This window comes from Mycobacterium sp. NGS64 (assembly GCF_059812245.1).
In genome coordinates this window covers 89,258-101,605 of sequence record NZ_JCALCI010000010.1, presented here as the reverse complement: position 1 = coordinate 101,605, position 12,348 = coordinate 89,258, and the positions used below count along the sequence as shown (strand labels likewise).

Sequence of the window (12,348 nt, the reverse complement as noted above, 5' to 3'; positions counted from 1 at the left end):
CGCCAGTTTGGGGGCTTTTATGTCTGTTCGCGCGCTGACAGAATGGCGAACGAATGCGCGGGCAGCTTGGCGCTGTCGGCGTCGACCTTCGGCTCGCCCCAGGCGAGCACGAGCTCGCCGGTCACGGGCACGGTCACCGGCTCGGCGCCCAGGTTGCAGGCGATGCGTAATCCGCCGCGGTGCAGCGTGATCCAGCGCTCGGCCTCGTCGTATTCGACGACGAGGTGCTGCAGCCACGGGTCGGCCATGTCGGGGTCGTCGCGCCGCAGCGCGATCAGGTCCCGATAGGTGCCGAGCAGGCGGGCGTGCTCACCGGCGCCGACTTCGCCCCAATCCAGCTTGGAGCGTTGAAATGTCTCCGGGTCCTGCGGGTCGGGGATGTCGTCGGCGTTCCAGCCGTGTTCGGCGAACTCGGCCTTGCGTCCCTCGGCCGTGGCCCGCGCCAGCTCCGGTTCGGGATGCGAGCTGAAGAATTGGAACGGTGTCGACGCCCCCCATTCTTCGCCCATGAAAAGCATTGCGGTGTAGGGCGATCCGAGGACGAGGGCGGCCTTGACCGCCAGCTGGCCGGGGCTGAGGTTCTGGGAGGGGCGATCGCCGAGCGCCCGGTTGCCGACCTGATCATGCGTGCACGTGTAGGTGACCAGCCGGGTGGCCGGGATGGTCGCGGTGTCCAGCGGTCGCCCGTGGCGGCGGCGCCGGAACGACGAGTAGGTGCCGGCGTGGAAGTAGCCGCGCCGCAACGTCTCCGCCAGTGTGGCCAGTGAACCGAAATCGGCGTAATAGCCCTGCCGCTCGCCGGATACGGCGGTGTGGATGGCGTGGTGGATATCGTCGGCCCACTGCGCCGTCAGCCCGTAGCCGTTGCGATCGCGCGGGGTGATCAACCGTGGGTCGTTGAGGTCGCTTTCGGCGACGAGCGACAACGGGCGGCCCAGTTGGCGTGACAGCGCGTCGGTTTCGGTGGCGAGCTCCTCGAGGATGTGGATGGCCGTGGTGTCCACCAACGCATGGACGGCGTCGAGCCGCAGGCCGTCGGCGTGGAAGTCGCGCATCCAGCGCAGCGCGCAGCCGATGATGTAGCGGCGCACCTCGTCGGAGTCGGCGTCGGCGATGTTGATGCCCTCTCCCCACGGGTTGCTCGCCGACGACAGGTAGGGGCCGAAGCGGGGCAGGTAATTCCCCGACGGGCCGAGATGGTTGAACACCGCGTCGATTAACACCCCCAGCCCGCGCGCGTGGCAGGCGTCGACGAACCGGACCAGGCCGTCGGGCCCGCCGTAGGGTTCGTGCACGCTGTACCACAGCACGCCGTCGTACCCCCAGCCGTGGGTGCCGGCGAAGGAGCTGACCGGCATCAGCTCGACGAAGTCGACCCCGAGATCTACCAAGTAGTCCAGCTTTTCGATGGCGGAAAAGAAGGTGCCGCCGGCGGTGAACGTGCCAAGGTGCAGTTCGTAGATCACCGCCCCTTCGACCGACCGGCCCGCCCAGCCGTGGTCGGTCCAGGCGGCGTCGGCGGGGTCCCACAGCTGCGAGCGGGCGTGCACCCCGTCGGGCTGGCGCGGCGAGCGGGGGTCGGGCAGCACGGTGGGGTCGTCGTCGAGCAGGTACCCGTACCGCGCCGCCGGCGGCGCGTCGACGTCCGCGTGCCACCAGCCGTCGTCGGACCGCGTCATCGGGTGCACGGCGCCGTCGACGTCGAGGCGCACCCGCGCGGGTTTGGGCGCCCAGACCCGGAATTCAGTCATGCCGGCGTTCCAACAGGACGACGGGCAGGTCCGAGAACAACTGGGCCGCCGAGGTCGCCCCGCTGGCCACGGCGCCGGACAGCGCGTCGGTCCAGGTGCCCTCGGGCAGCGGCACCACGGTGTTGCCCCAGCCCTTTTCGGCCAGCCGGACGGTCCAGCGGGTCACCGCGACCAGAACGTCGTCGCCGCGGCGAAACGCCACCACGTGGTCGGCGGCATCGCCGGCGGCGAGCACCGGCCGGTGGCCGCCCCGCAGGAACGTCTCCGGGCGGGAGCGGCGCACCCGAAGCGCCGCGGCGACGACGCGAATCTTCGGATGCTGCAGGTCTTTCAGGGCGGCCCGGCGGGCGGCATAGTCGACGGCGCGCCGGTTGTCGGGGTCGACCAGGCTGTCGTCCCACAACTCGGTGCCCTGGTAGACGTCAGGTGTCCCGGGCACGGTGAGCGCGAGCAGCTTCTGGCCGAGCGCGTCGCTTGCGGCGTGCGGATTAAGTTGGGCCACAAGCTCGGTCAACTGGCCGGCCACCGGACCGTCGAGGATAGTATCCAGCCAGCGGTGCACCGCGTCCTCGAAGGCGGTGTCCGGGTCGTTCCACGAGGTGTGCCAGGCCGCCTCCCGGATGGCCTTCTCGGCGTAGGCATGCAGGCGGGCGCGCAGTTCCCCGGTCACCTGGCCGCTGACCGGCCACACCCCGAAGATGTTCTGCCACAGGAACTGTCCGGTCGCGGGGTCGGGCGAGGGGGCCTGGACCTCCCAGCGGGCCAGGAACTCGGTCCACAGCGACGGCACCTGGGAGAGCACGCCGATGCGGGCCCGCACGTCCTCGCCACGCTTGGTGTCATGGGTGGTCAGCGCCGTCATCGTCTGTGGCCACAAGCGGGCGCGGTCGGCGGCGCTCTGGTGAAACTCCGCCAGGCCGACGCCGAAGCGGTGCGGTTCGCCGCCCACCTCGTTGAGCGAGACCAGCCGGGCGTCGCGGTAGAACAGGCAGTCCTCGACGGCCTTGGCGGTCACCGCGCCGCAGAGCTGCTGCAGCCGGGTCGCGGGCTCGCCGCCCTCGGCCAACGCCGCCGCCAGCACCTGCAGCGCGGGCCCCAATTGCGGTGACTCGGCCTGGGTTTCGGCCAACGCGGTGGGCAACAGGGCGACCAGGCCGGGGTAGTCGCTGCGGTAGACGGCGATGTGGGTGAGCAGCGCGGCGATCGCGTCGGGCAGCAGCGGGTGATCGGTGCCCGCCGTCGCCGCGACCGCCCGTCGCAGCCGGGCCAGCTCGCTGCCCAGGGTCTGGGTGGCGGCGCGAACCTTCAGCTCGGCGAGCAGCGCGGGCATGGCGCCGTAATCCACACCCGCCGAGTCGACGAGCGCGGTGAGCGCCTCCTCACCGGCCGGGTCGACGAAGACGCCGCCCACCTGCCGCAGCACGTCGTAGCCGGTGGTGCCGGCAACCGGCAGCGTCGGCTCCAGGGCCTCGTCGACGGCGAGGATCTTCTCGATGACGATCCACGCGTCGGGCCCGAGCAGCTCCCGCAGGCGGGCCAAATACCCGCAGGGATCGGACAATCCGTCCGGGTGGTCGATGCGCACGCCGTCGACGAGTCCCTCCTCGAACCAGCGGGCGATTTCGGCGTGGCTGGCGTCGAACACCGCACGGTCTTCCTGCCGCAGCCCGGCCAGCGAGGTGATCGAGAAGAAGCGCCGGTAGCCGGTGACCCCGTTGCGCCAGCCAACCAGCCGGTAGTGCTGGCGGTCGTGAACTTGCGATCCGTCTTGCGGGCCGCCGCCCTCCGCGGTGCCCGGGGCGATGGGCAGGGCGAGATCGCCGAGCCGCAGCCGGTCGCCGTCGACCTTCAGGTCGGCCGCGTCGTCGTCGGAACCCAGTATTGGCAGCACAATTCGGCCGTCCTCGTCGAGGTCCCAGTCGATGTCGAAGAACGCCGCGTACTGCGAGCCCCGGCCGTGCCGCAGCACGTCCCACCACCACGCGTTTTGCTCGGGGTCGTCGATGCCCACGTGGTTGGGCACGATGTCGACGATCAGGCCCATGCCGCGCGACCGGGCCGCCGCGGACAGCCGCGCCAGGCCGTCGGCGCCGCCCAGCTCCGGTGCGACCGTGGTGGGATCGGTGACGTCGTAGCCGTGGTTGGACCCCCGGGCGGCGGTCAGCACCGGGGAGAGGTAGAGATGGGTCACGCCGAGGTCGTCGAGGTAATCCAGCAGGTTCTCGGCGTCGGCGAAGGTGAACGCGAACCCGCTGGACTCACCACGCAACTGCAGCCGGTAGGTGGACAGGACGGGAAAGGTCATGCGTCACAGGGTCTTACGAAGGATCAGCAGCGAACGTGAGGGCAGCGAGACCTTCTCTTCGGCGCTGACCACCTGATCCGCCTCACCGGCGGGATGATTGGTGTCCAGCTCCACGGTCCACTCCTGGGCGTAGTCGTCGGGCGGCATCACGAACTCGACCCGGTCGTCACCGGCGTTGAAGCACAACAGGAACGAGTCGTCGACCACGCGCTCGCCGCGGGCGTTGGGTGCGGTGATGGCGTCGCCGTTGAGGAACACCGCCACGCACTTGTGAATGCTCTCGCCCCAGTCCTCGTGCGTCATCTCGCGGCTGCTCGGATTGAGCCAGGCGATGTCGCGGACCTCGTCGCCGCTGCGGATCGGCTCGCCCTCGAAGAACCGGCGCCGGCGAAACACCGGATGGTTCTTGCGCAGGGTGGTCACCTTGCGCGCGAACGCCAGCAGGTCCGCGTTCTTTTCCACCAATGACCAGTCCATCCAGGACAATTCGGAGTCCTGGCAGTAGACGTTGTTGTTGCCGCGCTGGGTGCGGCCGAACTCGTCGCCGTGCGCGATCATCGGCGTGCCCTGGCTGACCAGCAACGTCGCCCAAAAGTTGCGCATTTGGCGGCCGCGCAGCTCCAGGATCTCGGGGTCGTCGGTGGGACCTTCGACGCCGCAGTTCCACGACCGGTTGTGGCTTTCGCCGTCGCGGTTGTCCTCGCCGTTGGCCATGTTGTGCTTCTCGTTGTAGGAGACCAGGTCGTTGAGCGTGAACCCGTCGTGGGCGGTGACGAAGTTGATGCTGGCGCTGGGGCGCCGGCCGGTCACCTCATAGAGGTCCGACGACCCGGTCAGCCGGGAGGCGAACTCGCCCAGGGTCGCGGGTTCGCCCCGCCAGTAGTCGCGCACAGTATCGCGATACTTCCCGTTCCACTCGGTCCACAAACCCGGGAAGTTTCCGACCTGGTAGCCACCCTCGCCGACGTCCCACGGCTCGGCGATCAATTTGACCTGGCTGATGACCGGATCCTGCTGCACCAGGTCGAAAAACGCGCTCAGCCGGTCGACGTCGTGCAGCTCGCGGGCCAGCGTGGCGGCCAGGTCGAAGCGGAACCCGTCGACATGCATCTCCAGCACCCAGTAGCGCAGCGAGTCCATGATCAGCTGCAGCACGTGCGGGTGACGGGGGTTCAGGCTGTTGCCGGTGCCGGTGTAGTCCTTGTACAACCGCAGGTCCGTGTCGACGAGCCGGTAGTAGGCCGCGTTGTCGATGCCGCGGAAGTTGATCGTCGGGCCGAGGTGATTGCCCTCGGCGGTGTGGTTGTACACCACGTCGAGGATGACCTCGATGCCGGCCTCGTGGAAGCTGCGCACCATGGATTTGAACTCGGCGACGCTGGCGGTGCGGTTGGCCGCGTACTGGTTGTGCGGGGCGAAAAAGCCAAAGGTGTTGTAGCCCCAGTAGTTTCGCAGCCCCAGGTCCAGAAGTCGGGAGTCGTGCATGAACTGGTGAACGGGCATCAGCTCGATCGCGGTGACATTGAGCGACTTGAGGTGGTCGATGACCACCGGGTGGGCCAGCCCGGCGTAGGTGCCCCGAAGCTGCTCGGGGATGCCGGGATGGGTCTGCGTCATGCCCTTGACGTGGGCCTCGTAGATGACGGTCTCGTGGTACGGGGTGAGCGGGGCCCGGTCGGAGCCCCAGTCGAAGAACGGGTTGCTCACCACGCTGGTCATGGTGTGACCGAGCGAGTCCACCATGGGCGGAGTACCGGGGTCGAGCCCGTCGGCGTTCGGGCCGTCCGGGTCGACGGCCTTGAGGTCGTAGGAGAACAGCGCCTGCCCGAATTGGAAATCGCCGTGAAAGGCCTTGCCGTACGGGTCCAACAGCAGCTTGCTGGGGTCGCACCGGTGCCCGGCCGCCGGGTCGAAGGGCCCGTGCACCCGAAAGCCATAGCGCTGGCCCGGGACGATGTTCGGCAGATAGGCGTGCCAGACGAACCCGTCGACCTCATCCAGCGGGATGCGCGACTCGCTGCCGTCGCCGTCGATCAGGCACAGCTCGACCTTGTCGGCGATCTCGGAGAACAGCGAAAAGTTGGTGCCCGCCCCGTCATAGGAGGCGCCGAGCGGGTATGGATTTCCCGGCCAAACGGTGGCCAGTCGGGGCTGGGCCGCGCCGGCATCGTGTGCGGCGGCGGCGCCTTCGTCCGAGCCTGGTTTGTTCGTAGGCATCATCTGACCTTATCCGCGCCCGGGTGCGGCGGCCTGTCACCACCAACCGGTGCCGGCCCCGATCTGGCGGCCCAGCTCGTTGGTCATGGTGCGCACGTAGGTGGGCGACAGGTGGTGCGCGCCGTGGTAGATCAGCACGTTTCCCTCGACGGGGCGGCAGACGTCGGCGCGGCAGATCGCGTCCGACATGTCGAGGACCTTCAGCAACGGGAATTGTGTGACGAAGTCGAGCGTCTGGTTGCGGTCGGCCAGCACGTCGGAGCGCTTGACCGCGCATGAATCGGGGCTGCCGCCCTTCTTCGCCAGGCAGTCCGCGGGGTCGAACGGCTTGCCGTTCTTGACCAGCCACGGGGTGTCCCTCATGCCGAGGATGGGAATGTTGTTGTCCGACAACGTTTGCCAGATGCCGATGTAGGTCGCCGGCATCACGTCGCCGGCCTTGATGTTCCACGGGCGGGTCGTCGTGGTGAACACGTAGTCGGGACGGTCGGTGACCAGCTTGCTCATCGTCCGCTGGACCCATTCCCGGCACTGCATGTACGGGGCGTTGTTGCCCATGATCAGCGGGACTTCCTCGGTGGACAACGGGCAGCCCATCTTCAGATAGGTGACCACCTTGAAGTGGTGCAGCTGGCCCAGCAGGTCCAGCGCGGGCAGCCAGTGCTCCGCGTGCGACCCGCCGGCCAGGGCGATGCTGCGGGTGGCCTCGACGTCGCCATAGGTGCAGTTGACCAGCGCGGGGTTGACAAAGTCACTGATGCAGCCGTCACGCGTCGAGATCGGCAGGTCCTCCTTGACCTCCAGCACGCTGGGCCGCATCGGCAGCGCCGGGACCCGCACGTGCTCGGTCAGGGCGCGCGCGCCCGGGTAGTCCTGCGGGTTGAGGACGCTGAGCTCCTTGCCCGCCGCGCGCAACACCGTGACGTGCTGACGCCAGGTGAACGACGTCGCCGTGAGCGTGACGGCGAGCAGCACCACCATCGATCCCAGCGCCATCGTCGGCCTGCGCAGGCGCAGCGACCACGGGACCGAGGGGACCCTCGGCGCGGGCGCCGGGGACGCGGCGGACGACCGGTAACGCAGCGGGTCCTCGACGAGGCGGGTGGTCAGGTAGGCCAGCGCCCCGGACACCAACAGGACCGCCGCGCCGTCGACGAAGCCGGCGTGGCGGTGGCCGCTGTAGGACAGCCAGAAGATGAGCAGCGGCCAGTGCCACAGGTACAGCGAGTAAGCCATCGCCCCCAGCGCCACCAGCGGCCCCGCCGCCAGAACCCGGTTGGGCAGCGGCATCCGGTTATCGGCGCCGGTCGGTAGGTTGGCCCCGGCCAGGATCATCAGCATGGTGGCCCCGACGGGGACCAGCGCCCAAGGGCCAGGGAATTCCTTGACGCCGTCGATGAGGGCGCCGCACGACACGATCGCCGCCAGCGCGGCGGTGGCGAGGGCGGTGCGCAGCCACATCGGCCAGCGGACGTAGGGCACGACGGCGCCGACGAGCGCGCCCAGCAGCAACTCCCAGGCCCGCGCGAAGCTGTTGTAGTAGGCCAGCGCCTGGTTGTCCTGATGGGCGACGGTGGCGTAGACGAACGAGGCCACCGTCAGCCCGCCGAGCAGTACCAGGAACGCCGTCCGCAGCCGCGGGCCGAGCGGGCGGCGCAGCAGGACGGCGCAGCCGGCGATCAGCAGCAGGAAGGCGACGTAGAACTGGCCCTGCACCGACATCGACCAGATGTGCTGCAGCGGGGTGACGGCCTCACCCGCGCGCAGGTAGTCCGCCGCCGAGTTGGCCAGCTCCCAGTTCTGGTAGTAGCCGAGGCTGGCCAGGCTCTGGTCGGCGAATGTCTCCCAGCGGGTTTCGGGTTGCACCAGGACGGTCAGCAGCCCGCAGCCGGCCAGGACCACCACCAGGGCAGGCAGCAGGCGGCGGATCAGCCGGGTCACCTCGGGAACCGGCGACAGCGGGACATCGGGGTTGAGCGCGGCGCGCAGGATCTTCCCGCCGAAGAAGAACCCGGACAACGCCAGAAAAACGTCCACGCCGCCGGACACCCGCCCGAACCAGACGTGGAACACGGCGACGAGCGCGATCGCGATGCCGCGCAGCCCGTCGAGGTCGTAGCGATAGAACCCGGCCGCGCGCGCCGGCACCGGTGCGGCGGCAACCGGTGGACGGGGCGGCGACAGGGTCTGCATGGTCAACCGCCAACTTAACCGAAAACCGCCACCCGCTCCTGGCGGCCGGCCTCGCGGCGAGCCTGCTCAGGGGAGCAAGTGGCGGGTGTTCGGCGGGGCGAAACGGCCCCGGCTGGGGGCTACCGCGTGATGCCGTAGGGCGACTGCTGCACCGGCGCCTGCTGCGGCTGCTGCAGCAGGGGCAGCTGCTGCACCGGTGCCTGCTGGACCGGGGCCTGCTGCAGGGGGGCCTGCTGGGTGGGCACTTGCTGGACCGGCGCCTGCTGCAGCGGGGCCTGCTGGGTGGGCACTTGCTGGACCGGCGCCTGCTGCAGGGGGGCTTGTTGGGTGGGCACCTGCTGCAGCGGCGCCTGCTGGAACGGCGTCTGCTGGACCCCGAGAACCCGGACCAGGTAGGGCGTCATGCCGTTGGCGCGGACCGGCGACACCTGGACCACGTCACCCACCTCGAGCATCTGGTTGTTGCCGAGGTACATCGCGACGCTCTGGGTGCCCTCGGGGCCGTAGAAGATCAGGTCGCCGCGTTGTGCCTGCTGCGGCAACACCTTCTGACCCAGCCGGTACATCTCACCGGAGGATCGCGGCAGCTTGATCCCCGCGCCGGCGTAGGCGTACTGCATCAGGCCCGAGGCGTCGAAACCGACGGTCATGGCGCCGGTGCCCTTGCCGCGGGTGGGGCCGGTGACGCCGCCGCCGGCCCAGGAAAACGGCACGCCGCGCTGCGAAAGACCGCGCATGACGACGATGTCGGCGGCCTGCTGGTAGTCCATCGGCCGGGTGCCGGGGTCGGCCGTCGCGATGCTGGCGGTGGCCAACGGGGCCACCAGCATCGCGAGACCGATCGCGAAAGCGAAGATGCGTTTCATGGGGTTCCCACCTTCTTGGGTCCTGGGCCTCCGTCGCGGTGACTTCGCGCGTCGGCCGCTAGTGCAGGCGGTGAAGGCCTCCCCGTCGGGGCCCGACGCCGCTGCATGACGCTTGGTGACGAACCCGGCCGGCCTGCCCGGATTCACACCAGTCACTACAGACACTTTTACAACAGAAGTGGACGGCGGAAAACGCCTGGTGGAGCTTCGGAAAGAATTATTTGTCGTAACGTGACCGGACGGTGACTGGCCGCCCCAATCGCGTGGGGCCCGTTGTGATTTGGGTCTCAGTGGGTCGGCGGGCCTTCAGAGCCAGTAGCGCTCGCTGAAGGTGGTCAGGATGAAGCCGGCCGCCGAGGCGACCATCAGCAGGACGAGCGACAGGACCGGCCAGAAGGACATGTACCAGCCCTTCAGGAGGGAAACGAACGGGCCGATTCCGGCCGCGGCAATCGCCGCGCCGATGCCGCCCCACACAACCGGGTGAATGTAGTAGTCGATCCCGAACGGGACCGGTCCGCAGTCCTCGCCCTGGCAGACCTTCCCGAGGTAGCCGAAGAGCCGCGCCGGCCAGTCCGTCGCCGTGGCGAGGACCAAGAGCAGCACCAGCAGCGTGACCGTGCAGATGACGTCCCAGGCCGCGATCCGCAATCGAAGCACCCGGGGGGCCTGGTGGTCGGGCTGGTCGGGGCGCCCGGGTGCCGGCGGAGCGGCGATGTGGTCACCCGGGTTTGGGTCGTCGGTCTGGTGCGGCGAAGCCATGGCCATAGATGGTCCCCGATGGCCGCGAATTGTGCGAACCGGCTGCCTCTACGCTCGATCTCTATGCCTGCGGCGAGGGCCGGGCTCACGCCCGAGGAGATCAGCGCGATCGACGCGGCGCACCTGTGGCATCCCTACAGCACCGTGGGGAGGGAGGCGGTGGCGCCCGTCGTGGCCGTCGCCGCCCGGGGTGCCCGGCTGACGCTGATCCGCGGCGGCGAGCCCGTCGAGGCGCTCGACGCGATGAGCTCCTGGTGGACCGCGATCCACGGGCACGGCCACCCGGACCTGGACGCCGCGCTCGCCGCGCAGCTGGCCACGATGAACCACGTCATGTTCGGCGGGCTGACCCACGAGCCCGCGGCCCGGCTGGCGCGGCTGCTGGTGGAAATCACGCCGGCGGGCTTGGAGACGGTCTTCTTCAGCGACTCGGGGTCGGTGTCGGTGGAGGTCGCGGTCAAGATGGCGCTGCAGTACTGGCGCAGCCGCGGCCGGCCCGCCAAGCACCGGCTGATGACCTGGCGGGGCGGCTACCACGGCGACACCTTCACCCCGATGAGCATCTGTGACCCCGATGGCGGCATGCACTCGCTGTGGACCGACATTCTGGCCCGGCAGGTCTTCGCCCCGCAGGTGCCCCGTGACTACGACGCCGCCTACATTGCGGCGTTCGAGGCACAGCTTGCCGAGCACGCCGACGAACTGGCGGCCGTCGTCGTCGAGCCGGTGGTACAGGGGGCGGGTGGGATGCGCTTCCACGATCCGCGCTACCTGACCGATCTTCGGGACATGTGCCGGCGGCACGACGTGCTGCTGGTGTTCGACGAGATCGCCACCGGGTTCGGCCGCACCGGCGAGCTGTTCGCCGCCGACCACGCCGGGGTGAGTCCGGACATCATGTGCGTCGGCAAGGCGCTGACCGGCGGGTACCTCAGCCTGGCCGCCACCCTGTGCAGCACCGAGATCGCGCACACCATCAGCTCGGGGGAGGCCGGCGCGCTGATGCACGGCCCCACGTTCATGGCCAATCCGCTGGCCTGCGCGGTCTCGGTGGCCAGCGTCGAGCTGCTGCTCGCCCAGGACTGGCGATCCAGGGTGGGGGAGATATCCGCGGGGCTGGCGGACGGACTGCGACCGGCCCGGGAGCTGCGCGGCGTGGCCGACGTGCGGGTGTGCGGCGCGATCGGAGTCATCGAATGCGACCGGCCGGTCGACCTGGCCGTCGCCACCCCGGCGGCGCTGGACCGCGGCGTGTGGCTGCGCCCGTTCCGCAACCTGATCTACGCGATGCCGCCGTATGTGTGCTCCGGCGAGGAGATCGCGCAAATCACGTCGGCGATGGTCGAGGTTGCGCGGGTGGTGGGCTTAACCGGTCGCGGTCACTCAGCGAATTCTCAGTAGATTCTTCGAAGCCGGTTAGCTCGGCTCAAAGGGTCCTCAAAGTCGCAGGCCGCAGGATCTAGCCCATGATGAGTCAGTCGCTCTGCGCCAAGTTGATCGACCGCTACGTACGCACCTGCGGCCTGCAGTTCCTCAAGGGCGAGCACGACGGCGAATACTTCTGTGTCGCCAACGCCGATGCGGGGCGGCTGCACATCCACCTCGAGATCTCACGGTCGTTCGGCGACATGTTGATCATCGGGATCGCGCCGGCCGGCTCCTTCCGCGCCGCCGACCGCCCCTGGCTCACGCGGTTAGCTGACACATGGAACAAGCAGAACCGCAAAGTCACCGCGATCGTGCACGGTTGCTCAGACCCGCAACGCGTGGGCCTCGTGGCCCGCAGGTCCCGGTGGATCCAGGACAGCATCCCCTTCGAGGAGTTCGGTTCCTTCGTCGACCGCACCATCGCCGACGCCGTCGATCTGTTTGCTGAGGCGACGGTGGTTGTCGAGTTGACCTCGACGGCGCAGCCGATGTTGCGCGACGCCAGCTGAGATTCTGGGCCGCGCGGCCGGGCGCGACGCCGCCGCAGTCCGGCCAGGCGGGGCCCGACCGCCGACGATGAAGTTGTGGCTGATCGAAGCCAACGGGGACGGTTTCCGGGGCGACTCCAGCCGCGGGGCCCGGTAGGAGCGCAACGACCCGGAGGAGCGCATGCTTTTCGGCCCACACGCACCATGTTCGAAAGCCCGCGAGCAGCGGGTATGCGGCGCCGCCAAGTTTTGTTGATCGCGATTACCGGAAGCGCCCGCGCGCCGTTGTACTTGTGTGTAATCTCCGTGACGGGCGTGACCCAGTCATCCTTCGTGCT

8 protein-coding genes are annotated in these 12,348 nt (G+C 69.2%); 2 read left to right on the top strand and 6 right to left on the bottom strand.

Annotation, left to right across the window (positions count from 1 at the left end):
• Positions 1 to 17: 17 nt before the first annotated feature.
• The 6 genes from treZ to AC5Y4S_RS26370 form a co-directional block, all read right to left on the bottom strand.
• Positions 18 to 1,751 carry a malto-oligosyltrehalose trehalohydrolase gene (treZ, locus tag AC5Y4S_RS26395; protein WP_500035519.1) on the bottom strand — a complete coding sequence of 578 codons (1,734 nt, stop codon included), beginning with the start codon at positions 1,749 to 1,751 and terminating at the stop codon, positions 18 to 20.
• Positions 1,744 to 4,056 carry a malto-oligosyltrehalose synthase gene (gene treY, locus AC5Y4S_RS26390; RefSeq protein ID WP_500035518.1) on the bottom strand — a complete coding sequence of 771 codons (2,313 nt, stop codon included), beginning with the start codon at positions 4,054 to 4,056 and terminating at the stop codon, positions 1,744 to 1,746. The genes treZ and treY overlap by 8 nt, the downstream gene beginning before the upstream one ends.
• Before the next feature lie 3 nt (positions 4,057 to 4,059).
• Entirely contained in the window at positions 4,060 to 6,273 is a 2,214-nt protein-coding gene (glgX, locus tag AC5Y4S_RS26385) for a glycogen debranching protein GlgX (RefSeq protein ID WP_500035517.1), read from the bottom strand.
• Between the two features lie 36 nt (positions 6,274 to 6,309).
• Positions 6,310 to 8,466, bottom strand: a complete 2,157-nt coding sequence (gene sucT / locus AC5Y4S_RS26380; RefSeq protein WP_500035521.1) for an acetyltransferase SucT — start codon at positions 8,464 to 8,466, stop codon at positions 6,310 to 6,312.
• Positions 8,467 to 8,585: 119 nt separating this feature from the next.
• Positions 8,586 to 9,332: an NlpC/P60 family peptidoglycan-binding protein RipD gene (gene ripD, locus AC5Y4S_RS26375; protein WP_500035516.1), complete on the bottom strand. Its 747-nt coding sequence runs from the start codon at positions 9,330 to 9,332 to the stop codon at positions 8,586 to 8,588.
• 306 nt (positions 9,333 to 9,638) lie between these two features.
• Positions 9,639 to 10,094: a hypothetical protein gene (locus tag AC5Y4S_RS26370; protein WP_500035515.1), complete on the bottom strand. Its 456-nt coding sequence runs from the start codon at positions 10,092 to 10,094 to the stop codon at positions 9,639 to 9,641.
• Positions 10,095 to 10,157: 63 nt separating this feature from the next.
• Between AC5Y4S_RS26370 and AC5Y4S_RS26365 the strand changes: the two genes are divergently transcribed.
• On the top strand, positions 10,158 to 11,495 hold the full coding sequence (locus AC5Y4S_RS26365) for an adenosylmethionine--8-amino-7-oxononanoate transaminase (RefSeq protein WP_500035514.1): 1,338 nt from the start codon (positions 10,158 to 10,160) through the stop codon (positions 11,493 to 11,495).
• Between the two features lie 68 nt (positions 11,496 to 11,563).
• Positions 11,564 to 12,031, top strand: a complete 468-nt coding sequence (locus tag AC5Y4S_RS26360) for a hypothetical protein (RefSeq protein ID WP_500035513.1) — start codon at positions 11,564 to 11,566, stop codon at positions 12,029 to 12,031.
• The last annotated feature ends 317 nt before the right edge of the window (positions 12,032 to 12,348 follow it).

Bases quoted from the DNA above. Each gene is read 5' to 3' on its own strand.
- AC5Y4S_RS26370 (WP_500035515.1), bottom strand. From the start codon at position 10,094: ATGGCTTCGCCGCACCAGACCGACGACCCAAACCCGGGTGACCACATC.
- AC5Y4S_RS26360 (WP_500035513.1), top strand. From the start codon at position 11,564: ATGAGTCAGTCGCTCTGCGCCAAGTTGATCGACCGCTACGTACGCACC.
- treY (WP_500035518.1), bottom strand. From the start codon at position 4,056: ATGACCTTTCCCGTCCTGTCCACCTACCGGCTGCAGTTGCGTGGTGAG.
- glgX (WP_500035517.1), bottom strand. From the start codon at position 6,273: ATGCCTACGAACAAACCAGGCTCGGACGAAGGCGCCGCCGCCGCACAC.
- sucT (WP_500035521.1), bottom strand. From the start codon at position 8,466: ATGCAGACCCTGTCGCCGCCCCGTCCACCGGTTGCCGCCGCACCGGTG.
- AC5Y4S_RS26365 (WP_500035514.1), top strand. From the start codon at position 10,158: ATGCCTGCGGCGAGGGCCGGGCTCACGCCCGAGGAGATCAGCGCGATC.
- treZ (WP_500035519.1), bottom strand. From the start codon at position 1,751: ATGACTGAATTCCGGGTCTGGGCGCCCAAACCCGCGCGGGTGCGCCTC.
- ripD (WP_500035516.1), bottom strand. From the start codon at position 9,332: ATGAAACGCATCTTCGCTTTCGCGATCGGTCTCGCGATGCTGGTGGCC.